Origin of the sequence: Actinokineospora guangxiensis (genome assembly GCF_042657845.1) — a bacterium.
Lineage (GTDB): Bacteria > Actinomycetota > Actinomycetes > Mycobacteriales > Pseudonocardiaceae > Actinokineospora > Actinokineospora guangxiensis.
The window spans coordinates 44,473-67,291 of the sequence record NZ_JBHSKF010000002.1 but is presented as its reverse complement, the minus strand read 5'-3'; the positions used below and the strand labels follow the sequence as shown (position 1 = coordinate 67,291).

The 22,819-nt window shown below is 73.3% G+C and carries 22 protein-coding genes; 14 read left to right on the top strand and 8 right to left on the bottom strand.

All coding sequences use genetic code 11. The annotated features are described in order from the left end of the window. Positions 1–35 precede the first annotated feature (35 nt). The 7 genes from ACFPM7_RS04155 to ACFPM7_RS04125 are packed head-to-tail and all read right to left on the bottom strand — an operon-like array spanning position 36 to position 6,381. The gene (locus ACFPM7_RS04155) at positions 36–524 is read right to left on the bottom strand and encodes a hypothetical protein (RefSeq protein ID WP_378243985.1); all 489 of its coding nucleotides are present in this window, start codon (positions 522–524) and stop codon (positions 36–38) included. After that, positions 503–1,120: a class I SAM-dependent DNA methyltransferase gene (locus ACFPM7_RS04150; RefSeq protein WP_378243983.1), complete on the bottom strand. Its 618-nt coding sequence runs from the start codon at positions 1,118–1,120 to the stop codon at positions 503–505. Before ACFPM7_RS04150 ends, ACFPM7_RS04155 begins: the two co-directional genes overlap by 22 nt. Then, a complete protein-coding gene (locus ACFPM7_RS04145; RefSeq protein ID WP_378243981.1) occupies positions 1,111–1,965 on the bottom strand; it encodes an NAD-dependent epimerase/dehydratase family protein in 855 nt (284 codons plus the stop codon). The genes ACFPM7_RS04150 and ACFPM7_RS04145 overlap by 10 nt, the downstream gene beginning before the upstream one ends. Further along, positions 1,962–3,206: a glycosyltransferase family 4 protein gene (locus ACFPM7_RS04140; RefSeq protein ID WP_378243979.1), complete on the bottom strand. Its 1,245-nt coding sequence runs from the start codon at positions 3,204–3,206 to the stop codon at positions 1,962–1,964. The genes ACFPM7_RS04145 and ACFPM7_RS04140 overlap by 4 nt, the downstream gene beginning before the upstream one ends. A gap of 9 nt (positions 3,207–3,215) precedes the next feature. Next, positions 3,216–4,724, bottom strand: coding sequence for a 1,4-alpha-glucan branching protein domain-containing protein (locus ACFPM7_RS04135; protein ID WP_378243977.1), 1,509 nt, complete (start codon positions 4,722–4,724; stop codon positions 3,216–3,218). Further along, positions 4,721–5,497: a methyltransferase domain-containing protein gene (locus ACFPM7_RS04130; protein ID WP_378243975.1), complete on the bottom strand. Its 777-nt coding sequence runs from the start codon at positions 5,495–5,497 to the stop codon at positions 4,721–4,723. Before ACFPM7_RS04130 ends, ACFPM7_RS04135 begins: the two co-directional genes overlap by 4 nt. Before the next feature lie 59 nt (positions 5,498–5,556). Beyond that, positions 5,557–6,381, bottom strand: coding sequence for an SAM-dependent methyltransferase (locus tag ACFPM7_RS04125; protein WP_378243973.1), 825 nt, complete (start codon positions 6,379–6,381; stop codon positions 5,557–5,559). 92 nt (positions 6,382–6,473) lie between these two features. On the opposite strand from ACFPM7_RS04125, the gene ACFPM7_RS04120 reads away from it, so the two are divergent. The 14 genes from ACFPM7_RS04120 (at position 6,474) to ACFPM7_RS04055 (ending at position 22,477) form a co-directional block, all read left to right on the top strand. After that, positions 6,474–7,337 carry a helix-turn-helix domain-containing protein gene (locus ACFPM7_RS04120; protein WP_378243971.1) on the top strand — a complete coding sequence of 288 codons (864 nt, stop codon included), beginning with the start codon at positions 6,474–6,476 and terminating at the stop codon, positions 7,335–7,337. Positions 7,338–7,511: 174 nt separating this feature from the next. After that, positions 7,512–7,712 (top strand): DUF397 domain-containing protein, encoded by a 201-nt coding sequence (locus ACFPM7_RS04115; RefSeq protein WP_378243969.1) that lies wholly within the window; start codon positions 7,512–7,514, stop codon positions 7,710–7,712. Further along, positions 7,709–8,089 carry a hypothetical protein gene (locus ACFPM7_RS04110; RefSeq protein WP_378243967.1) on the top strand — a complete coding sequence of 127 codons (381 nt, stop codon included), beginning with the start codon at positions 7,709–7,711 and terminating at the stop codon, positions 8,087–8,089. The genes ACFPM7_RS04115 and ACFPM7_RS04110 overlap by 4 nt, the downstream gene beginning before the upstream one ends. A gap of 261 nt (positions 8,090–8,350) precedes the next feature. Then, positions 8,351–9,136 (top strand): electron transfer flavoprotein subunit beta/FixA family protein, encoded by a 786-nt coding sequence (locus ACFPM7_RS04105; protein WP_378243965.1) that lies wholly within the window; start codon positions 8,351–8,353, stop codon positions 9,134–9,136. Positions 9,137–9,161: 25 nt separating this feature from the next. Then, a complete protein-coding gene (locus ACFPM7_RS04100) occupies positions 9,162–10,130 on the top strand; it encodes an electron transfer flavoprotein subunit alpha/FixB family protein (protein ID WP_378243963.1) in 969 nt (322 codons plus the stop codon). A gap of 140 nt (positions 10,131–10,270) precedes the next feature. Then, complete coding sequence (locus tag ACFPM7_RS04095; RefSeq protein WP_378243961.1) at positions 10,271–11,032, top strand: GNAT family N-acetyltransferase; 762 nt, start codon at positions 10,271–10,273, stop codon at positions 11,030–11,032. A 3-nt stretch (positions 11,033–11,035) separates the two neighbouring features. Continuing rightward, positions 11,036–11,923, top strand: a complete 888-nt coding sequence (locus tag ACFPM7_RS04090; RefSeq protein WP_378243959.1) for a lysophospholipid acyltransferase family protein — start codon at positions 11,036–11,038, stop codon at positions 11,921–11,923. Further along, positions 11,904–13,274, top strand: a complete 1,371-nt coding sequence (locus ACFPM7_RS04085) for an MFS transporter (protein ID WP_378243957.1) — start codon at positions 11,904–11,906, stop codon at positions 13,272–13,274. Before ACFPM7_RS04090 ends, ACFPM7_RS04085 begins: the two co-directional genes overlap by 20 nt. 108 nt (positions 13,275–13,382) lie before the next feature. Then, positions 13,383–14,579: a cysteine desulfurase family protein gene (locus ACFPM7_RS04080; RefSeq protein WP_378243955.1), complete on the top strand. Its 1,197-nt coding sequence runs from the start codon at positions 13,383–13,385 to the stop codon at positions 14,577–14,579. Next, positions 14,579–15,667, top strand: a complete 1,089-nt coding sequence (gene mnmA / locus ACFPM7_RS04075; protein WP_378243953.1) for a tRNA 2-thiouridine(34) synthase MnmA — start codon at positions 14,579–14,581, stop codon at positions 15,665–15,667. Before ACFPM7_RS04080 ends, mnmA begins: the two co-directional genes overlap by 1 nt. A 208-nt stretch (positions 15,668–15,875) precedes the next feature. Continuing rightward, positions 15,876–17,561 carry a S8 family peptidase gene (locus tag ACFPM7_RS04070; protein ID WP_378243951.1) on the top strand — a complete coding sequence of 562 codons (1,686 nt, stop codon included), beginning with the start codon at positions 15,876–15,878 and terminating at the stop codon, positions 17,559–17,561. A 43-nt stretch (positions 17,562–17,604) separates the two neighbouring features. Then, positions 17,605–17,955, top strand: a complete 351-nt coding sequence (locus tag ACFPM7_RS04065; protein WP_378244995.1) for a YchJ family protein — start codon at positions 17,605–17,607, stop codon at positions 17,953–17,955. A gap of 51 nt (positions 17,956–18,006) precedes the next feature. Beyond that, positions 18,007–20,580: a CHAT domain-containing protein gene (locus ACFPM7_RS04060; RefSeq protein WP_378243949.1), complete on the top strand. Its 2,574-nt coding sequence runs from the start codon at positions 18,007–18,009 to the stop codon at positions 20,578–20,580. Between the two features lie 115 nt (positions 20,581–20,695). Further along, positions 20,696–22,477, top strand: coding sequence for an AMP-dependent synthetase/ligase (locus ACFPM7_RS04055; protein WP_378243947.1), 1,782 nt, complete (start codon positions 20,696–20,698; stop codon positions 22,475–22,477). Here ACFPM7_RS04055 and ACFPM7_RS04050 read toward each other — a convergent pair. Then, entirely contained in the window at positions 22,467–22,793 is a 327-nt protein-coding gene (locus tag ACFPM7_RS04050; RefSeq protein WP_378243945.1) for a hypothetical protein, read from the bottom strand. The genes ACFPM7_RS04055 and ACFPM7_RS04050 overlap by 11 nt on opposite strands. Positions 22,794–22,819: the final 26 nt, after the last annotated feature.

The window sequence follows — 22,819 nt, the reverse complement described above, 5'->3', positions numbered from 1 at the left end:
CGTGCCGCGCGGGCGCTGCGGGAGATGCCTGGGCTCTACTCGGTAGCGGGGTAGTACCGCAGGCCGACGCGGGATCTGTCGGGCAGCAGGAAGCCGACCGGCCGCTCCTCGGGCGCCGCCGCGACCGCCAGCGGCGCGGGCACGACGTCGTCGACCTCCCAGCCGATCAGCCCGACGCGGATCGGCGCGACCTCGTGCACCTGCGCGCCGATGTCGGCCAGCCACGGGTCCACCGCCGCGCCTGAGCGCTCCAGGGCGGTGAGCGGGATGTAGAAGACCAAGCGGTCGCTGTCGTCCAGGCGCGTCTGGTAGACGCCGGAGAAGATCGGACCGCTCGGCAGCGGCGCGGTGCCGCGCACGTGGAAGTCCGCGCCCGCGGGCCGGTCTCCGGTGAACCCGGTCGCCGACCACAGCGCGGCGGTGGCGCGGGTCAGGCGGGCGTCGTCGTGGTCGGGCCAGATCAAGGCGAGTTCGTGGAAGCCGCCGGTCCAGTCCTCGTCGGTCAGCGCCTGCCGATCAGCCATGCCTGCGGGCCCTTCTCCTGCTCGTCGGCGGGCCGGGTCAGGCGGGCTAGTTCGGTGAGGCCCGCGGTGGTCATGGCGGTGGCCACGGCGTCGACGGGGTGCCAGTGGACGTCCAGGGAGAGGTCGTGGCCGTAGGCGCGGGTGAGGTGGTGGACCGCGTCGCCCGTCTTGAAGGCGATCAGGGCGTGGCCGCCGGGGGTGAGGGCGCGGGCGAACTCGGTGAAGACGGCGGGCAGCTCGGCCAGTGGGGTGTGGACGATGGAGTACCAGGAGACGACGCCGCCCAGGGAGCCGTCGGCGACGTCCAGGGCGGTCATCGCGCCGACGTCGAAGCGCAGGTCGGGGTAAGCGCGGCGGGCGACGGCGACCATGGCGGGGGACAGGTCCTCCCCGCGCGCGTCCACGCCCAGGGAGTGCAGGTGGGCGGTGATGCGGCCGGGGCCGCAGCCGACCTCGACCACCGGGCCCGAGACCACCTCGGCGAAGGCCGACAGGGCGATGCGGTCGAACGGCTTGGCCACCAGTTCGTGGCGCAGGATCGCCAGGTAGTCCTCGGCGACGAGGTCGTAGGCGGCTCGGATGTCGTTCAGGCGCATGTGCTCAACCACGCCTGCACATCGGCGACCGTGCGTTCGACCGGGGTGACGGGCATGCCCGCCGCGTGCGCCCGCGCCGAGCTGCGGTGCTGGGTCGCCCAGTCGGTCTTGAGCAGCGGGCCTGGGGCGTCCGGGACGCGAACCAGGTCGATGTCCGTGCCCGCCGCCGACGCGCACAGCCGGATCAGCTCGCCCAGAGGCGTTGTGGGGCCGCAGGCGTTGAACGCGCCGCCGCAATCGTCGGACAGCAGGCGGGTGACCAGGCGGGCCAGGTCGCGGGAGTCGACCAGCTGGACGGGCTGGGCCGGGTCGGCGGACACCTCGACGCGGCCACCCTCGGCCACCGCGCGCAGCCAGTCGACCAGGCCGTGCTGCGGGTCGTGCGGGCCCGCGACCTTGCTCGGGCGCACGATCGTGGCGCGGTCGCCGTAGCGGGCGGTGATGTCGTCCTCACAGGCCACTTTGCACGGTCCATAGGTGTCATCGGTCAGGAACTCGGTGTCGCGCACCGGTTCCCGGCGCGGGGAGTCCTCATCGGCCCCCGGGCCGGTCGGGGCGTAGACGACGTGGCTGGAGATGAACAGGTACCGCCCGACCTCACCCACGGCCGCCATCGACTGCGCCACGTGCCGGGGCACGTAGCCGCTGACGTCGACCACCGCGTCCCACGGCCCGCCCATCGACGGGTACTCGCCGCTCTCCCGGTCGCCGATGAGCCGCGGCAGCCCGGGGAACAGCGCCGAGGTCCCCCGGTTGAACAGCGTGACCCGCGCGCCGTGGCCCAGCAGGTCGGTGACGATCTCCCGGCCGATGAAGCCGGTTCCGCCCAGCACCAGCACGTTCATGAGACGAACGCGTTCCCCGAGGCGATCTTCGGCCGACCCAGCGGCAGGTGCTCGCCCACGCTCGCCCGCTCGTAGACCTCCACGGTCTGCCGCGCGATCAGGCCCCAGTCGAAGTCCACCCCCAGGCGGGCCTTCGCCGCCTTCGCCCGCTTGCGCGCCGCCGCCGGATCATCGAGCACCGCGCGCACGGCGGCTGCCAGGCCGTCGACATCGCCGGGGGCGAAGGACAGGCCGGTCACGCCGTCGACCACGACCTCGCCGAGTCCGCCCGCGGTCGAGGCCACCAGAGGTGCTCCCGCCGCCGCGGCCTCCAGCGCGACGATGCCGAACGGCTCGTAGCGGCTGGGCAGCACGACGGCGTCGGCGGCGTTCAGCAGCGCCGAGAGCGCGTCGTCGGAGAGGTGGCCGACGAAGTCGACCGCGCGGCGCACGCGCAGCTTGCGCGCCAGCTCCACCAGGTTGTGCACCTGCGAGCCCCGGCCCGCCACCACCAGCCGCGTCCCCGGGTGGGTGCGCCGGACGCGGGGCAGCGCGGCCAGCAGGTCGTGGCCGCCCTTCTCCCACTCCAGCCTGCCGAAGAACAGCAGCAGCGGAGCGCCGTGGCGGGCCTTCGCCGCGCGCACCGCGGCGGGCGGGACCCGCCAGCCGCGCGGCTCGATGCCGTTGTGGATGACCTCGATCCCGGCGGCGTCCACATCGAACAGGTGCGCGGCCTCGGCGCGCATCGCCGACGAGCAGGTGATCAGCGCGTCGGCGCGGTTGGCCAGCCACCACTCCGCGGAGTGCACCTGCTGGTTGAGCGGCTGCGACAGCCAGCCGGAGTGCCTGCCCGCCTCGGTGGCGTGCAGGGTGGCCACCAGCGGCGCGCCCGCCTGCTCGGCCAGCGTGATCGCCGCGTGGGTGACCAGCCAGTCGTGGGCGTGCACGACGTCGGGCCGCCAGCCCCCCAGCAGCCGCAGCCCGGCCCGGATCATGGCGTGGCCCATGGCCAGCGTCCAGGCGACGAGGTCCTTCTCGAACACCAGGTGCGTCGGGTCCTCGGCCACCCTGATCACCCGCACGCCCTCGCGGAGGACGTCCTCGGTGGGGTGGGTGGCCGCGTCGGTGCCCGCCTCGTGCCTGCACAGCACCACGACCTCGTGGCCCGCGGCGGCGAGGTGCGTGGCGACCGCGTGCACGTGCCTGCCCAGCCCGCCGACGACGACCGGCGGGTATTCCCACGACAGCATCAGCACGCGCATCCGGGCACCCTACCGATCGGTAAGCAGGTCGCGGGCGTCGAGCGCGCCGAACAGGCCGTCCTCGGCGCGCAGCTCGGCGGCGCGGGCGGCGGCCCGCTCGCGCGCGCCCGCCCGCAGCAGCGAGGCCAGCTCGGCGTAGCGCTCGCCGTGCACCTTGGCGCGGCGGCGGGCGTAGTCGGCGGCGGAGTCCTTGGTGACCATGAACGCCCAGTCGCTGGACAGCGCCAGCAGCGCCTCGCGGGCCGCCTGGTCGCGCACGGGGTCGCGGGTGGGCGTGGGCGCGGCCAGGTCGAGCAGGTCGGCCTGCAGGGCCGCGCCCGCGTCGACCAGGTCGGCGACCTGGGCGCCGTCCCACACCCGCCAGTCCTTGCCCGAGCCCCACGAGGAGGCGGGCAGCTCGACCGGGTCGCCGGTGTAGCGCTCCAGCGCCGAGCCGAGGGTGGTCACCTCGACGCCCGCGCCGGGCAGCGCGCGCAGCACCGCCTCCAGCCACGCCGGACCCTCGTGCCACCAGTGCCCGTACAGCTCGGTGTCGTAGGCGGAGACCACCAGCGCGGGCCTGCCGTGCCGGGCGCGCAGGTCGGTGAGCCTGCGCACGACCGTCTCGACGAAGTCCGCCGCGTGCCGCTCGACGGCCGCCGCCGCCAGCGCGGGCTCGTAGGGCTTCTTCTCGTGCGGGGCGACCGCGCGGCCGGTGACCCGCGACGGCTTGAGGCCCGACGGGTGGTCGTAGGTGTGGAAGTCGCGGTAGGCGGCGTCACCGGGATAGCCGGCCTTCGGCGACCACACGCGGTAGGTGACCTCCAGGTCCCGGCCGAAGCACACGACACCGGAATCCCCGACGGGGCGGGCGAAGGCGGTGTCGCCGTGCAGGGCCGGACCGTCCACGAGGAACCGCCGCACGCCGTGGGCGGCGTACTCGCGCTCCATCCCCGGCGCGTACCCGCACTCCGGCGCCCAGATCCCCGCGGGCACCGACCCGACCCGCAGCCGGGTGTCGGCGAGCCCGGCGCGCAGCGCGAAGCCGCGCACGCGCGGGTCCAGCAGCGGCTGGAAGGGGTGCGTGGCCGGTCCGCCGATCAGCTCGACCACCCGGGAGTCCACCAGGCCGCGCAGGATGGGGGAGAAGCCGTGCCGCCAGCGGGTCTCGAAGTCGGCCAGCGCGGCGGCCGAGGCCCGGTGCTCGGCGGCGGCGAGGTCGCGCAGGCGGTGGTCGGCCGAGCGCCAGTTGACCGCGGCGTACTGGGCGCGCAGGTGCCAGTTGCCCAGCCAGTCGTGCATGGCGCGCAGCGCGTACGGGTCGTCCAGCTGGGCGGCCAGCACCGGGGTCACGCCGAGGGTGAGCACGTCGGAGCGGCCCTCGTCGGCGAAGCGGCGCAGCATGTCGACCACGGGCAGGTAGGAGTGCGCCCACGCCTGGTAGAGCCATTCCTCGCCGACCGGCCAGGTGCCGTGGTGCGGCAGCCAGGGCAGGTGGCTGTGCAGGACGAGCGCGAACCCGCCGACCGGCTCTCTCATGCGCGCGCGATCGCGAGGAGGTCGAGCGAGGCGTCGATGTCGTCAGCGTCGTCGGGGGAGACGGTGAAGTCGGCCGCGACGACCGAGGCGACGGCCTCGGTCAGCTCGGCGGGCCACTCCCGGTTCGCCACCGCCACCTCGATCTGGGCATCGATGATCGATCCGCCGAAGCGGGCGTCCAACTCGGCCAGCCGCGGCCCGTGGTGCACGCCGCCGAGGAAGTCGACGGTGAAGCCTGCGTCGGTGAGCAGCCCGGCCAGCTCGGCGCCGGACAGCTCGCGGGTGTGGAAGGGGTTGAGCGGAGTGTCGCGGCCGGGGGAGAAGGTGATGCGGTTGGGGGTGGTGAGCAGCAGGAGACCGCCGGGGCGCAGCACTCGGCGGCACTCGGCGAGGAAGCCCTCCTGGTCCCAGAGGTGCTCGATCACCTGGAGGTTGGCGACGACGTCGACGGCTCCGTCGGGCAGCGGGAGGGCGGCGAGGTTGCCCCGGACGGCGGTGACCTTCGGGTACGCCTTGGCGACGTGCGCGGCGGTGAGGGCGTCGTAGTCGAGGGCGATGACGTGGCGGGCTACCCCGGCCAGGAGGTCGGCGCCGTAGCCTTCGCCGCAGCCCGCTTCCAGCACGACGGCGTCGGCGCAGTGCTCGGCGAGGTGGAGATAGGCGATCTCATGGCGGCGGAACCAGTAGTTCTCGTGCAGGATTCCGGGGACCGTGCGTTCACCGGTCAGCGGGAGCGGGGTCGTGTCCGTCGGCACCCGGGCACGGTAGCCCATGGGGGCGCGCGGCTACCCGTCAGTAGGCACGCGGGGCGTGTCGCCCGCGGGTTCGGTGGCTAGCGCTTGACGCCGATGCCGCCCGCGATGCACTGGGAGACCGTGGGCAGGTCCTTGAGCAGGGGGGCGTCGGGCCACCACTGGGCGCAGGTCGTGACGCCGGGGTGGACCATCTCCAGGTCGCCGAACATGGACTCGATCTCCGGGCGGGTGCGGAAGTGGCCGGAGCCCATCGGGCTGTGCACGAAGACGTCCTCCATGCGGCGGGCCAGCTCCGAGAGGTCGCCGCTGTCCTCGGGGTCGAAGAAGTGGCTGATGGCCAGGAGCGAGCCGGTGGGCAGGGGGTCCAGGTAGGCGCGGGTGATGTCGGGGATCGGGCGTTCGCCGTTGTAGTGGTGGATGGTGCCCATGTGGAAGACGGCGACCGGCTCGGTGAAGTCGATGTGGGTCTGGATGACCTCGTTGGCCAGCAGTTGCTCTGGCTCGAAGATGTCCTCGGCGATGAAGTGGGTGCGCTCGTTCTCCTCCAGCAGCGCGCGTCCGTGGGCCAGCACGACCGGGTCGTTGTCGACGTAGACGACGGTCGAGTCCGGTTCCAGGCGTTGCACGATCTGGTGGGTGTTCTCCGCGGTCGGCAGGCCCGAGCCGCAGTCGATGAACTGGCGGACAGGCGTCTGCGCGGCGACGTAGCGGCTGGCCCTGATCAGGAACTGGCGGTTGTCGACGGCCAGGGTCGCGGCCTCGGGGGCGACCTGCAGCACCCGGTGGAAGACCTCGCGGTCGATCTCGTAGTTGTCCTTGCCCCCGAGGAACGCGTCGTACACCCGTGCGATGCTCGCCTTGCTCGTGTCTATGTACACCGGCACGTTGCGTTCGGCGGTCATCGGAAGTTCCTCACAGAGCGTCGTCGATCATGGACGATGTGCAGTCGGGGGGTATCCTCCCACCTGCGGAGGACGGGCGAGGAGAGGGCACCGTGGTGGAGCGACGCGCGGAGGGCAAGCCCACTGCCCGCCGGATCGTGCTCGGCTCGCAGCTGCGCAGGCTGCGGGAGGCGGCCGAGATCTCCCGCGCCCAGGCCGGGTACCGCATCCGCGGCTCGGAGTCGAAGATCAGCCGCATGGAGCTGGGCCGGGTCGGCTTCAAGGAGCGCGACATCGCCGACCTGCTCGCCATGTACGGCGTCACCGACCCGGCGATGCTCGAAGAGTTCCTCACGATGGTCAAGGAGTCCAACAACCCGGGGTGGTGGCACCGCTACGGCGAGGTCATCCCGAGCTGGCTGACCGACTTCGTCGGCCTGGAGGAGTCCGCGTCCCGCATCCAGACCTATGAGTTGCAGTTCGTCCCCGGCCTGATGCAGACCGAGGAGTACATCCGCGCCATCGTCAGCCACGGCAGGCCGGACGTGCGCACGCCGGACATCGAGCGCCGCGTCAAGCTGCGCATGGACCGGCAGAAGGTCCTGCACCGCACGGACGCGCCGAAGCTGTGGGCGGTCGTGGACGAGTCGGTGCTGCACCGGCCGATCGGCGGCACGCGGGTGCTGCGCGGCCAGATCGAGTACCTGCTGGAGATCACCCGCCTGCCCAACATCACGCTGCAGGTCGTGCCGTACGGGCTGAGCGGCTACGCGGCCGAGGGCGCGTTCACCATGCTGCGCTTCGCCGAGTCCGAGCTGCCCGACCTCGTCTACATCGAGCACCTCACCGGCGCGCTCTACCTGGACAAGCGCGATGAGATCGAGAAGTACAGCCGCGTGATCGACCGGCTGTCGGTCGACGCCGAGACGCCCGCGGGCACGCGCCAGCTCCTGTCGAAGCGACGCGCCGAACTCTGACAGTCACTCTCCGCGCATCGTCGGGGGACAATTGCTGTGCCGCTACTGCGATTGGGTCAACTTGGTCTTGTGCGGATGCACGTGCATTTGCCCGTACGGGTGCACGTGTTAACGTCATTCTCACGCAAATGCACGTGCATCTGCACCCACTGTGAGTGCTGGAGGGTGGTCTTCGTGATCCGCAACGGTGTTCCCGCTGAGTCTCTGACCGGCGCCGATTGGCGCAAGAGCAGCCGCAGCGGCGCGGTCGGCAACTGCGTCGAACTGGCCCCCCTGGCCGAGGCCACCGCCATCCGCGACTCCAAGTGCCCGTCCGGGCCCGCCCTGGTCTTCCCCGGCTCGGTCGCCGATGTGGTCAGGAGCTTCGCGCGGTGAAATCCGACACGGAGTCGCAACTGCGCGCGCTGGTGGGGCGCGGCTTCGAGTTCCTGCACCCCCGCGACGCCAACGGCGAACTGACCGCCGTCGTCGGCATCCGCGTGCACCACGACGTGATCGATGTGGTCCGGCTGCGCGCCGAGGACGACGTCGTCGCGTCGAGAATGCCCGGCGAGACGGCAGACATCACCCGCCCTGCCACCCTGCTCTGGGAGCGTTCCGGAACCGCGTCCGCCGTGCTGAGCGCGCTGCTCGCGCTGCCGGAGGATCACACCCCCGGGGTGGCCGACCGGCCCCGCCGCGCCCACGGCGCGGTGGGCTGCTGGGTGCCCACCACCCCGGGCCGGGCCAAGTGGCTGCCCGCGACGGCGTAGTCGCGCCCGCTCCGAAGCCCGTCCCCGCGCACCCCGCACGCGCCCGCGGTCGTGCGCCTGCGTGAAGGCCATCCCCTGCCCCGGGATGGCCTTCACGTCGTTTCCGGCCCAGGGTTATTGGGACGATCGTCCCGGTAGTTTGCCGATTTCGTGAGTACCATCACCGGTGTCTCGGGTTGCCCCGGGGCTACTCACTAGTAACAATCGGCACGTCGCGCCGCTACGGTCGGTCGCTCGTACCCGGGAGGTCGAACAAGACCCATGCCAAACATCGTTGTCCTGGTCAAGCAGGTGCCAGACACCTACTCGGAGCGCAAGCTCTCCGAGAGCGACCACACGCTCGACCGCGACTCCGCCGACGCGGTGCTCGACGAGATCAACGAGCGCGCCGTCGAGGAGGCGCTGGTGATCAAGGAGGCCCAGGGCGGCGAGGTCACCGTGCTCAGCGTCGGCCCCGACCGGGCCACCGAGGCGATCCGCAAGGCGCTGTCCATGGGCGCGGACAAGGCCATCCACGTCTCCGACGCGGCCCTGCACGGCGCCTGCCTGCTCCAGACGACCAAGGTCCTGGCCGCGGCGATTGGCCGCGTCGAGGGTGTCGACCTGGTCATCGCGGGCAACGAGGCCACCGACGGCCGCGGCGGCGCCATCCCGGCGATGCTGGCCGAGGTGCTCGGCTACCCGCAGCTCACCCACGCGCGCAAGGTCGAGATCGACGGCTCCACGGTCAAGGTGACCCGCGAGACCGACGCGGGCCTGGCGCACCTGGAGGCGTCGCTGCCCGCCGTCATCAGCGTCGGCGAGAAGATCAACGAGCCGCGCTACCCGTCCTTCAAGGGCATCATGGCCGCCAAGAAGAAGCCGGTCGAGACCCTGACGGTCGCCGACCTCGGTATCGACACCGGCGCGGTCGGCCTGGCCTCGGCCAGCACGAGCGTCCTGGAGGCCGCCCCGAAGCCCCCGCGCAGCGCGGGCACCCGGGTCGAGGACTCCGGCGACGGCGGCGCCAAGGTCGCCGAGTACCTGATCTCCCAGAAGCTCATCTGAGCCAGTCCACAAAGGAGAACGAGACATGTCTGAGGTCCTCGTCCTCGTCGACCAGGTGGACGGCGAGGTCAAGAAGGTCACCTTCGAGCTGCTGACCGCGGCCCGCGAACTCGGCGAGGCCGCCGCGGTCGTGGTGGCCGCGCCCGGCACCGCGGGCAAGGTGAAGGACGCGCTGGCAGGCTACGGCGCGGCCAAGGTGTACGTGGCCGAGTCCGACGACGTCGACACCTACCTGGTGACGCCGAAGGTCGACGTGCTCGCCGCGCTCGTCGCCTCCAAGTCCCCGGCCGCGGTGCTGATCCCCGCTACGGCGGAAGGCAAGGAGATCGCCGGCAGGCTGGCCGTGCGCACCGACTCCGGCCTGCTGATCGAGGCCGTCGGCGTGGAGAAGTCCGGTGACGACGTCGTCGCCGTGCAGGGCATCTTCGGCGGCGCGTTCACCGTGAAGTCCAAGGCCACCCAGGGCACCCCGATCGTCACCGTCCGCCCCGGCGGCGTGGAGGCCGTCGCCGCCGACGGCGCTGCCGCCGAGGAGGCTGTCGAGGTCCCCGCGGTGGACGCCGCGAAGGCGACCAAGGTGACCGGCACCGAGCCGATCATCGGCGGCGACCGCCCCGAGCTGACCGAGGCGTCGGTGGTCGTCTCCGGCGGCCGCGGTGTCGGCTCGGCCGAGAAGTTCGAGGTCGTGGAGAAGCTGGCCGACGCGCTCGGCGCGGCCGTCGGCGCCTCCCGCGCCGCGGTGGACTCCGGCTACTACCCGGCCCAGTTCCAGGTCGGCCAGACCGGCAAGACGGTGTCCCCGCAGCTCTACGTCGCCCTCGGCATCTCCGGGGCGATCCAGCACCGCGCGGGCATGCAGACGTCGAAGACGATCGTCGCCATCAACAAGGACGCCGAGGCGCCGATCTTCGAGATCGCCGACTTCGGCGTCGTCGGCGACCTGTTCGCCATCGCCCCGCAGCTGACCGACGAGGTCGGCAAGCGCAAGGGCTGAGCAAGCACCAGGCGAAGGGCGGTCCGGGATTCCCGGGCCGCCCTTCGCCGCGTCGCGAACCCGCCATTCACGGAAGGGCAACCGAAACGTCAGGGGAATGGGGGCGAGACCGTCGCCGCCGGGTGCGTATACCCATTCCCATGACCACATCCCAGGTCCTGCTGAGCACCCCGGAGACGGGGAAGGACGCCCAGCGCTACACGCTGCTGGTGGCGGGCGACGCCCAGGAGATCGCCGCCGCCCAGCGGCTGCGGTACGACGTCTTCGCCGGTGAGATGGGGGCGAGCCTGGACTCGCCGGTCCCCGGCCTCGACGTCGACCGCTTCGACGAGCACTGCGACCACCTCGTCGTGCGCCACGACGAGACCGGTGCGATCGTCGGCACCTACCGGATGCTCCCGCCGGAGCGCGCGCATTCCAGCGGGCTCTACTCGGAAACCGAATTCGACCTCTCCGCGCTGATCGGAATGCGCGGGAAACTGGTGGAGACCGGGCGCTCGTGCGTGCACCCCGACCACCGCAGCGGCGCGGTCGTCAGCCTCGTGTGGGCGGGCATCGCGCGCTACATGCTGCTCTCCGGGCACCAGTGGCTGGCCGGGTGCGCGTCGGTGCCGCTGGCCGACGGCGGCGAGCTGGCCGCGGGCGTGTGGAAGACCGTGAGCGCCAAGCACTACTCCGATGAAGGCCGCCGGGTCGTGCCGCTGCGGCCGTGGAACGTCGACTCCGTCGCCGCGCCCGAGCGCTGTGCGCTGCCGCCGCTGCTCAAGGGCTACCTGCGGCTCGGGGCGAAGGTGTGCGGCAGGCCCGCCTACGACGAGGCGTTCGGCGTCGCCGACTTCTTCGTGCTGCTGGGCATGGCCGACATCGACCAGCGGTATCTGAAGTTCTTCCTCGGGGAGTGAGGCGTGCACGCCTACTTCCCCGCCTCGCCGTGCGGGCCGAAGTGCCTGGACGGCGGCGAGCCCGCGGTCGGGCGGAGCGCCGCGGCCCTGCGGCTGGTGGCCGTGACCGGCGTGCTGCTGGGCGCGCTGCTGACGGCCCCGTTCCTGCCGCTGATCGGCCGGCGGGGGCGCGACGCCGTCGCCAGGACCGTGTTCCGGGGCGTCCTGCGGGCCGTCGGGATCACCCTGACCGTCTCCGGCGAGCTGCCGAGGTCGCCGGGCCGAGGGATGCTGGTGGTGAGCAACCACATCTCGTGGCTGGACGTCGCCGCGGTCTACGCCGTGCGGCCGATGCGCGCGATGGCCAAGACCGACGTGCGCGCCTGGCCGGTGCTGGGCACGCTGGTTGCCGGGGCGGGCACCGTCTTCCTGGACAGGGCGAGCCTGCGCGGGCTGCCGGGGTCGGTCGCCGAGCTGGCGGCGGCGCTGCGCGCGGGCGCGATGGTCTACGCCTGCCCGGAGGGCACCACGTGGTGCGGCCAGGACATCGGCCGGTTCAAGCCCGCGGTGTTCCAGGCCGCCATCGACGCCGGCGTGCCGGTGCGCCCGCTGGCGCTGCGCTACCACCTGCCCGGCGGACGGGAGACGGCCGCGCCGTCGTTCATCGGCGACGAGACGCTCATCGACTCGGTGCGCCGGGTGGTGCGGCTGCGCGGCCTGCACGTCGATCTGAGGGTGGGCCCGGAGATCGCGCCCGGCCGCGCCGCGGACCGGCGCGCGCTGGCCGCGCTCGCCGAATCCGCCACGCGCACCGCGCTGGGGCTGCGGGTGAGGATCCCCGCGCCGAGAAAGGGCTGGACCTCGACCGCGGTGGAGAGTGCACGATGGGCCGGTGACCACGACCGCGCCTGAGCCGAAGGCGGACCCGGACCCCGATTCCGCCGAGAACCCGCTGTGGGGCAAGCAGAACCGCGCGACCACCGTCGGCGTGCTGCTGCTGATCACCATCGGCGCTTTCGAGCACCTGGGCGTGAGCACCGCCATGCCGAGGATGCTCGCCGAGCTGCAGGGCGGTCACCTCTACTCGTGGCCGTTCACCATGTTCCTGGTGGCCAGCGTCATGTCGACGGTCATGGCGGGCCGCGTCGCCGACCGGATCGGGCCGCGCCCGGTGCTGCTCGTCGGACCGGCGGTCTTCCTCGTCGGCCTGCTCGTGGCGGGCACGGCGACGAACATGGCCACGCTGCTGGCGGCGCGCTTCCTGCAGGGGCTCGGCCTGGGGGCGGAGGTCGTGGCGATCTACGTCCTCATCGCGATGATCTACCCCGAGAGCCAGCGGCCCAAGATGTTCGGCCTGCTCGCCGCCGCCTGGGTGATCCCGTCGATCGTGGGGCCGACGGCGGCGGGACTGACCACCGAATCCGTCGGCTGGCGGTGGGTGTTCCTCGGCCTGGCGCCGCTGGCGCTGCTGGGCGTGGTGCTGCTGTTCCCGGCGCTGCGCGCGCTGCCCAAGCCGAAGCAGGCGACGGGCCCGGCCCGCCGCGGCCTGCCGGTCGCCGCCGTGGCGGCCGGTCTCGGCATCGCGGCCCTGACCTGGGGAGTGCAGCACTCCACGCTGTGGCTTGGGCTGCTCGGCATCGCCGCGCTGGCCCCGGCGCTGCTCGTCCTGCTGCCGAAGGGCACGCTGCGCGCCCGCTCGGGTCTGCCGAGGGTGGTGCTCGCCCGCGGCATGTTCGCCGGGGCCTTCTTCGGGGTTGAGGCCTTTGTCCCGCTCACGCTGACCTCGGTGCACGGCTACTCGGCCGCGCTCGCCGGGCTGCCGCTGACCGTCGGCGCGCTGGGCTGGTCGGCGGCGTCGTGGTGGCAGGGCCGGGTGGAGCTGCCGAGGCTGGTGCTCGTGCGCACCGGGTTCGCGCTGCTCGCGGTCGGGCTGGCGGGCATGGCGCTGATCGCCCCGGACTGGCCGCTGGCCTGGACGGCGTCGCTGTGGTGGCTCATCGCGGGGGCGGGGATGGGCATGGCGTTCCCGGCCGTCAACGTCCTGGCGCTGGGGTACGCGCCCGAAGGGGAGCGTGGCTTCGCCTCCTCGGCCTTGCAGGTCTCGGACATGGTGTTCAGCGGCGTGCTGGTCGGCGCGGGCGGCGTGCTGCTCGCCGCCCTGGCCTCGCCGGAGGACCCGACCACGGCGATCGTCCTGATCAACCTGGTCATGGCGGCCGTCGCCGCGACCGGCGTCGCGCTGTTCGCCCGTGCTCGCGACTGATCGGAGCCCGGAGGGGAACCCGGGTGGGAACACAGAGCGTGCGCGCGGTGTTGCAAGTGGGGTGCTGAGCCCCGAGCCGCGCGCCGCCCTGGTTACCCTGGTGGCGCGATGACATACCTCGACCACGCGGCCACCACGCCGATGCTGCCGGAGGCGGCAGCGGCGCTCACCGGGGCGTTGTCCACCGTGGGCAACGCGTCGTCGCTGCACACCTCGGGCAGGCGGGCCAGGCGCGCCGTCGAGGAGGCCAGGGAGTCCATCGCCGCGTCGCTGGGGGCGCGGCCGAGCGAGGTCGTGTTCACCTCCGGGGGCACCGAGGCCGACAACCTCGCCATCAAGGGCGTGCACTGGGGCAGGCGCGGCAAGAAGCGGCTGCTCATCGGCGCGATCGAGCACCACGCCGTGCTCGACGCCGCGGACTGGCTGGGCGAGCACGCCGGGGCCGAGGTCACCTTCCTGGAGGTCGACGACTTCGGCCGCGTGCACGACGACACCATGCGCGCCGCGATCGCCGAGAACCCCGACGACGTGTCGCTGGTCAGCGTCATGTGGGCCAACAACGAGGTCGGCACCGTCAACCCCGTCCGCGAGCTGGCCGAGACGTGCGCGGAGTTCGGCATCCCGTTCCACACCGACGCCGTGCAGGCCGTCGGATCGCTGCCGGTGGACTTCGCGCACTCCAACGCGAGCGCGCTGACGGTCTCCGGGCACAAGGTCGGCGGGCCCTACGGCGTCGGCGCGCTGCTGCTGGGCCGCGACGTGGCCTGCGTGCCGCTGGCCCACGGCGGCGGCCAGGAGCGCGACGTGCGCTCCGGCACCCTCGACGTGCCCGCCATCGTGGCGCTGGCCGCCGCGATCCGGGTCGCCACCGCCGAACGGGCCGAACGCGCCCTGGAACTGGAGCAGCTGCGCGACGAGCTGGTGCGCCGGGTGCTCGCCGCCGTGCCCGGCGCCGTCCTCAACGGAGACCCCGGCCAGACGCACATGGACGGCGGCCCGTCGCGGCTGCCCGGCAACGCGCACCTGAGCTTCCCCGGCTGCGAGGGCGACAGCCTGCTGATGCTGCTCGACGCCCGCGGCATCGAGTGCTCCACTGGCTCGGCCTGCACCGCCGGGGTGGCCCAGCCCAGCCACGTGCTGCTCGGCATGGGGGTGGACCCGAAGCCCGCGCGCGGATCGCTGCGCTTCTCCCTCGGGCACACCTCCACCCGCTCCGACGTCGACGCGCTGGCCGCCGCGATCGGCCCGGTGGTCGAGCGCGCCCAGAACGCCGGGCTGGCCGGGCTGCGCAGGGGGGAGTTCTGATGCGGGTGCTGGCCGCCATGAGCGGCGGGGTCGACTCAGCGGTTGCCGCCGCGCGCGCCGTGGCCGCGGGCCACGACGTCGTCGGGGTGCACCTGGCGCTCTCGGCCAAGCCCGGCACGCTGCGCACCGGCTCGCGCGGGTGCTGCACCGTCGAGGACGCCCACGACGCGCGCCGCGCCGCCGACATCCTCGGCATCCCGTTCTACGTGTGGGACTTCGCCGAGCGCTTCACCGAGGACGTCATCGAGGACTTCGTCGCCGAGTACGCCGCGGGCCGCACGCCCAACCCGTGCCTGAAGTGCAACGAGCGCATCAAGTTCGAGGCGCTGCTGGACAAGGCGCTGGCGCTGGGCTTCGACGCGGTCTGCACCGGGCACTACGCCCGCCTGGAGGACGGCGTCCTGCGCCGCTCGGCCGACGCGGCCAAGGACCAGTCCTATGTGCTCGCGTCGCTGACGCCCGAGCAGTTGCGCCACGCGATGTTCCCGGTCGGGGACTCCACCAAGGACGCGATCCGCGCCGAGGCCGCCGAGCGCGGGCTCGCCGTCGCCGACAAACCGGACAGCTACGACATCTGCTTCATCCCCGACGGCGACACCAAGGCGTTCCTGGAGTCGCGCATCGGCGCCAAGCCGGGCCGGCTGGTCGACGCCGAGACCGGCGCCGTGCTGGGCGCGCACACCGGCGTGCACGGCTTCACCGTCGGGCAGCGCCACGGGCTCGGCATCGATCGGCCCGCCGCGGACGGCCGCCCGCGCTACGTGCTGTCCCTGGAGCCGGTCGACGGGACGGTGAAGGTCGGCCCGGCCGAGCGGCTCGGCGTGGGGGAGATCATCGCCGATCGGGTGATCTGGCCGAACGGGAAACCCCTCGCCGGGGTGGTCGAGTGCGTGGCGCAGGTGCGCGCGCACGGCGGCACCAGCCCGGCCACCGCCGAGGTCCGCGACGGCGCGCTCGTCGTGCGGCCGAGCGCCGCGCTGCGCGGCGTCGCCCCTGGGCAGGCGGTGGTTCTGTACCGCGAGGACGCGGGCGGGGACGTCGTGCTCGGCAGTGCCACAATCCGCTCCACGGTCGCCGCGGCCACCTGATTCCGGTCACCGTCCGCTGCGGCCATTAGTGGGTCGCCGCCAAGTCATGATCTACGCAAAGTAGCTGTCATTACCCCACAGTGACTTCACGTCACCCCGTTACGCAGCAATTATGAAGACCGACGTATCTGACGTGTCGCTGGATGCTCTACTACCAATGGCAGCACAATCCACGACTTGGATACAGAACGTCACGAAGGGTGGGGCGATGGTGACGATGGGCCCGCAGGGTGGACCGGCTATCGACGAGGACTGCCCGCCGGGCGAAGGCACCCGCCTTCCCGTCGGCCCGGCGGTCGCGCTGCTGGAGCGCCACCGCGCCCGCGTCCTCGACCCGGCGTGCGCCCTGCCCGGTCCGGAGGGGACCAGGCCGGGCTCCACCTTCTACCGGGGCGACAGCCTGCTGGTGCCGCTGCGCGTCGTGCGCGACGCCGACGCGCTGGCCCGGCTCAACGACGTGCTCTCCCCGATCGGCGTGGTGCTGGAACCGGTCGTGCCCGAGACCAAGCGCTGGCGGGAGCTGCTGCCGCGGCTGTCCGGCGAGCTGCCCGTCTCGGTGCTGATCCGCCTCAGCGACGACTCGATCCTCGACCAGATGCCCGACCCGTGGTCCCTGCTCGTGCGCCTGCGCCGCAAGCTCGGCGAGAAGGAGACCCTCGGCATCGGACTGGAGCACTTGGCGAAGGCGGCATCGGTGGAACTGCACGGCACCCCGTTCGGACACGGACAGCCCTTCGGCCACGGTCAGCCGTTCGGCCACGGCCAGCCCTTCGGGCACGGACAGCCCTTCGGCCACGGGCAGGGCCCGGCCGGGCTGCCGCTGGCCACCGGCAGCCGCAACCCGGTGCGCCTCTTCGCCCCGCGGCCCCGCCGCCGCGACACCGCCGACATCGGCGCGGGCAGGCGCCCGGTCGTGGCGGTGCTCGACACCGGCATCGGCGAGCACCCGTGGCTGCCGATCGGCGAGCTGGCCACCGACCCGGTCGTGGAGATCGCGCCGGACTTCCAGCAGCTGCTGGCCGACTCCGAGGCCGCGCTGGCCGCCGCGAGCGGGCACCAGCCCGGTCCGTCGCTGGCCTCGCCCAACGACCAGCGCGACGTCGTGCAGCCGCTGCTGGGCCTGACCGACTCGCACAGCGGCCACGGCACGTTCGTCACCGGCCTGGTGCACCAGAACTGCCCGGACGCGCGCATCCTGTCGCTGCGGGTGCTGCACACCGACGGCGTCACCACCGACCGGATCGTGCTGCTGGCGCTGGAGTGGCTGCGCCTGCGCGTGCAGAAGGCCCTGGACGAGGGCACGCCGGAGAAGCTGGTCGACGTCGTCTCGATGTCGCTGGGCTTCTACCCCGAAGCCGACGACACCCAGACCGGCTACCTGCTCGCCGAGGCGGTCCGCAAGCTGACCGAGTTGGGCGTCACCGTCGTCGCCGCCGCGGGCAACGACGCGACGGGGCGGCCGTTCGTCCCGGCCGCGCACGCGCTCAACGCCGACGGCAGCAACGACGGCAACGCGCTGCTGGTCGCCGTCGGCGCGCTCAACGCCTCCGGCCAGACCGTCGCGGCGTTCTCCAACGACGGCGACTGGGTGACCCGCTGGGCTCCGGGCAACGCGCTGGTGTCGACGGTGCCGCTGTGGCAGGGCTCGGCGTCGGGGATGCTGGAGGTGGAGAACGGCGGCTTCACCCGATCGGGGCCGGACGGCGACGACCTCACCACCGGCTTCGCCGTGTGGGCCGGGACCTCCTTCGCCACCCCGGTCATCGCGGGCCTGCTCGCCGACCGCCTCGCCGACCGCCCCGACCCGGCCGACGTCACCGAGCGCCCGCTGCGCGCGGGCGCCGCGCTGGCCGAGGTCGACGTCCACCTGACCGAGTTGGGCTGGCGCCGGTAGCTGCTGCGAGGATGCGGCCGTGAGCAAGCCTTGTCCCTGCGGCATGGGCGACTACGCCGACTGCTGCGGCCGCATCCACGCGGGCACCGCCCGCGCCACCACCGCCGAAGCGCTGATGCGCTCGCGCTACAGCGCTTTCGCCGTGGGCGACACCGAGTACCTGCTGGCCTCCTGGCACGCCAGCACCCGTCCGCCGTCGCTGGAACTGGACCCCGCGCGCCGGTGGACGGGGCTGGAGATCCTCGACCGGGTCGGCGGCGGCCCGTTCGACTCCCAGGGCGAGGTGGAGTTCCGCGCCCACTACCGCGACGGCGGGCGCTCCGGGGTGCAGACCGAGCGCAGCCGCTTCCAGCGCGCGGCGGGGACCTGGTTCTACGTGAACGGTGATCACTGATCAACGACCGGCCATAGGTCAGGGGCCGCGATGACCGTACTGTGGTGAGCCGTGGCCAGCATCCGCGTTCGGGTCCTGCGCCGGGCCGGCCGGTTCCAGCTGCGGGCCCGGCACGCCGTGCACGACTACCGCTTCGCCGACGCGCGCACGGATCTGCGCTCGGCGCTCTCGGCCCTGGACAGCGTCGACCACACCGGTGATCCCGAGCTGACCGCGATGCGCGTGCGGGTGCTGGTCAGCCTGGCCTACGCCGAGGCCGAGAAGGCCGGGGTGCGGCTCGGGTCGCTGGACATCGCCCAGGAGCTGATCCAGCAGCTCGCGGTCGGGCCGCTGCGGCTGGAGCTGCAGGGGCTGGTGGAGCAGCAGCGCGGGTTCCTGCTGGTCCGCGCGGGCCGCGGCGGCGAGGGGATGCTGCTGCTGGACTCGGCGGTGCGGCACCTGGAGACCGGGCTCGAGCAGGGGGTCGGGGACCCGGACGTGCTGGCGGGCCTGCACATCAACCGCAGCCTCGTGCTCATGGACCGCGCCGACACCGACGGGGCGGTCGCGGAACTGCGGCGCAGCGTCGACCTCGCCGAGCGCTACGAGCTGAGCGCGGTCGGCATCAAGGCGCGGCACAACATCGGCTACATCGCCTACTTGATCGGGGATCTGCCGACCGCGCTGCGCGACTTCGAGCGGGCCGCGCACGAGTGCCAGGCGCGCTCGCCCAGCCTGCTGCCGGTGGTGCGCCTGGACCAGGCGCGGGCGCTGCTGGCCGCGGGCCTGCCCGAGGAGGCGGCCCGGCACCTGCAGGACGCGCTGCCGATGCTGCGCAAGCAGCGCGCCGGGCAGGACGCCGCCGAGGTCGAGGTGACGCTGGCCGCCTCGGCGCTGCTGAGCGACCGGGTGCGCGAGGCGCGCCGGTGGGCGCGCTCGGCCGAGCGGCGGTTCATCCGCAGGGGAAACCAGCGGTGGGCTGCGGTCGCCGCGCTCGCCGGGCTGCGCGCGGAGACCGCGGCGGCGCTGGCGGCTGGCCGGGTGCCCCCGGCGCTGCCCGCGGTGGCGGTGAAGCTGGCCGAGGAGCTGCGCGGCCTCGGCCTGGTGGACGAGACCGCGCTGGCGCTGATGCTCGCCGTGCGCCTGGAACTGCGCCGCGGCGACCGGGAGGCCGCGCGCTCGCTGCTGGCGCAGGTGCCCCGGCCGCGCCCGACCACGCCGGTGGACCACCGGATGCTGCTGCGGCTGTGCCGCGCCGAGCTGGCCGTCGCCGACAGCAACCGCAGGCGCGCACTGGCCCAGGCCCGCTCCGGGCTCACCGAGCTGGGCACCGCCCGCGACCGCATGGGCGGGCTCGACCTGGTGTGCGGCACCGCGGTGCACGGCAGGCAGCTCGGCGAACTCGCCGTGAAGCTGACCCTGCGCGGGCGGCCGAGGGCGCTGTTCGACTGGCTGGAGCGCACCCGCGCGCAGGTCTACCGCTACGAGCCGCTGCCCGACATCGACGACCCGCGCATCGCCCAGACCGCCGCCGAACTGCGCCGCAAGCGCCGCGAGGCGCAGCAGGCCCGGCTGTCCGGGCGCTCGGCGGGCGCGCTGGAGAAGCAGACCGCCGCGCTGGAGCGCGAGGTCGTGCGCCTGGGCTGGTACGCCAGCCCGTGGGGCAGGCCGCGCCCGGTGGCCTCGCTGGAGGAGGTCGCCGCCGCGCTGGGCGATGCCGCGCTGGTCGAGTTCGCCGCCTCCGACGGCGAGCTGGTCGCCGTGGTCATCGCCGACGGAGTCACCAGGCTGGTGCGGCTCGGGTCGATGGCCGAGGCGGCCGAGTGGGCGGCGCGGCTCTACAACGACCTCAACGCGCTCGCCCCCGACGTGCTGCCTCCGCCCATCGCGGCCGTGGTGCGCGACTGCGCGGTGCGCAGCGCCGCCCGGCTCGACGCGCTGCTGGTGCGCCCGCTGCTGTCGGTCATCGGCGAGCGCGACCTCGTCGTGGTGCCGACCGGCGAGCTGTACGCGGTGCAGTGGGGGAGCCTGCCCTCGCTCGTCGGCAGGCCGGTCGTGGTCGCGCCGTCGGCGACGGCCTGGCACAGCGCGGCGACCGCGCCCGCCGCGCCGTCGGCGCGGGTGCTGCTGGCGCGCGGACCCGGCCTGACCGGCCGGGTGGCCGAGGGCGCGTCGCTGCGCGGGATCTACCCGGACGCGGTCGACATCGACGGCGACCGGGCGACCGTGGCCGACGTGCTGTCCGTACTGGACGGCGCGGCGCTGGCGCACGTGGCCGCGCACGGCGAGCACGAGTCGACCAACGCGCTGTTCTCCCGCCTGGAGCTGGCCGACGGCCCGCTGTTCGCCTACGAGGTCGCCCGGCTCCAGCGCCCGCCGCGGCAGGTCGTGCTGGCCGCCTGCGAGCTGGCGCTGAGCTACGTGCGCCCCGGCGACGAGGCGCTGGGCTACGCGGGGGCGCTGCTGGCCGCCGGGGTGCCGACGGTCGTGGCCGCCACCAGCCGGGTCGGCGACGAGGCCGCGGCCACCGCCATGGTCGACTACCACCAGCGGCTCAAGGCGGGCCTGGGCCCGGCGCGCGCGCTGGCCGAGGCGGTGGCCGCCGACCCCTACCGCAGGCCGTTCGTCTGCCTGGGCTCGGGCTGAACCGCGCAATCCGGGCGGAAGGCCCGTAGACACGCGTTCGGGGCGCTACCTACGATCACCCCTCTGTGCCGTGACCCACGCCACCTGATCCACCCACCCCCCGAGAGGCGCCGTGATGAGTTCTCCCAACACCCTGTGCTCAGCGTTCCAGGACATCGCGGCCCGCCAGCCGGACCTGGTCGCGCTGCGCACCCCGGGCGACGCGGTGTCGCTGAGGTGGCGGGAGTACGCCGACCGCGCGCGTGCCGTCGCCGCCGGTCTGGCCGCGCTCGGCGTCGGCCGGGGCGACACGGTCGGGATCATGCTGGCCAACCGGCCCGAGTTCCACGTGGTCGACGCGGGCGCGCTGCACCTGGCCGCGGTGCCCTTCAGCGTCTACAACACCCTCGCCGCCGAGCAGCTCGCCTACGTCTTCGCCAACGCGGGCAACTCCGTGGTGATCACCGAGGAGCAGTTCCTGCCCGCGGTCAAGGCCTCCGGGGCCGACGTGCGGATCGTCTGCGTCGAGCCGGGCGTGGCGGGGACGATGTCGCTGGCCGAGCTGGAGGCCGGGGGCGCGGCGGACTTCGATTTCGAGGGCTCGTGGAAGGCCGTCGAGCCCGAGGACGTGGCGACGATCATCTACACCTCCGGCACCACCGGCCCGCCCAAGGGCGTGGAGCTGACCCACCGCAACGTGCTGGCGGTGGCCGACGCGGTGCGCGACGCCTTCGACATCCAGCACGGCGACAAGGTGCTCTCGTTCCTGCCGTCGGCGCACATCGCCGACCGGGTGGTCTCGCACTACAGCTCGATCCTGTTCGGCTCGGTGGTGACCTCGGTCGGCGACGCCAAGCAGCTGGCCGCGGGCCTGGCCGACTGCCACCCGCAGGTGTTCTTCGGCGTGCCGAGGGTGTGGCAGAAGTTCAAGCTGGCCATCGACACCGGCCTGGCCGCCGAGCCGGAGAAGAAGCAGAAGATCGCCAAGTGGGCGATTCAGACCGGCATCCAGCACGTGAAGCTCACGCTGGAGGGCAAGCCGGTGCCCGGCCTGCTGAAGATCAAGCACAAGGTCGCCGACAAGCTCGTGCTCTCCAAGCTGCGGCACAAGCTGGGCCTGGACGAGGCCAGGGTCGCCGTCTCCGGCGCCGCGGCGATCCCGGTGGAGACCATGGAGTTCTTCTGGGGCCTGGGCATCCCGGTCTACGAGGTGTGGGGCATGTCCGAGACCGCGGGCCTGGGCACCGCGTGCAGGCCGGGCAAGGTCAAGCTGGGCTCGGTGGGCGTCGCGGTGCACGGCACCGAGGTCGCCCTGGCCGAGGACGGCGAGCTGCTGGTGCGCTCGGACTCGGTGATGCGCGGCTACCGCGCCGACCCGGCGCGCACGGCCGAGACGATCGACAGCGACGGCTGGGTGCACACCGGCGACATCGGGGTGATCGACGCGGGCGGCTTCGTGTCCATCGTGGACCGCAAGAAGGAGCTGATCATCAACGCGTCGGGCAAGAACATGTCCCCGACGAACATCGAGAACGCGGTCAAGGCGGCCAGCTCGGTCATCGGCCAGGTCGTGGCCATCGGCGACGACCGCCCGTACGTGACCGCCCTCGTCGTGCTGGACGCCGACGCCGCGGCGGGCCTGGCGGGCACGCTCGGCATCGCCGCGGCGCCCGCGGCCATCGCCGAGCACGAGGAGGTCCGCGCGATGGTCGCCGCGGCGGTGCGCGAGGGCAACGGCAAGCTGGCCAGGGTGGAGCAGGTCAAGCGCTTCCGCATCCTCACCTCGGCCTGGGAGCCCGGCGGCGACGAGCTGACCCCCACCCTCAAACTGCGCCGCAAGCCGATCGCGACGAAGTACAGCCACGAGATCGACGACCTCTACGCCGAGTCCCCGACCCCGGCGACGGTCAGCCTCTGAACTTCCCGACCCCGTAGCCGGTGACGGCCGCGGCGAGGCCCACCAGGACCGCGCCCGCGGCCGTCACCGCTGTCGGGGCATGGACGAGTTCGGCGATCACCGCGGTGCTCTGCCCGATCGCCCCCACCTGCACGACCCGCAGCCGAGCCAGCGGCGTCCACCGGACCCCGTCGAGCAGGGCGGCGAGCACGGGCAGGACCGGCAGCGCCCAGAGCGGCTCGGCCGTCTCGGCGAGCACCGTGGCGACGGCGAGTGCGAGCGCGATGAACGCCGCCAAGACGGCGTGGGAGCGCATCACCGCTGGTCGTGACCGCATACCCCGATGGTAGGAGACCCTGGCGG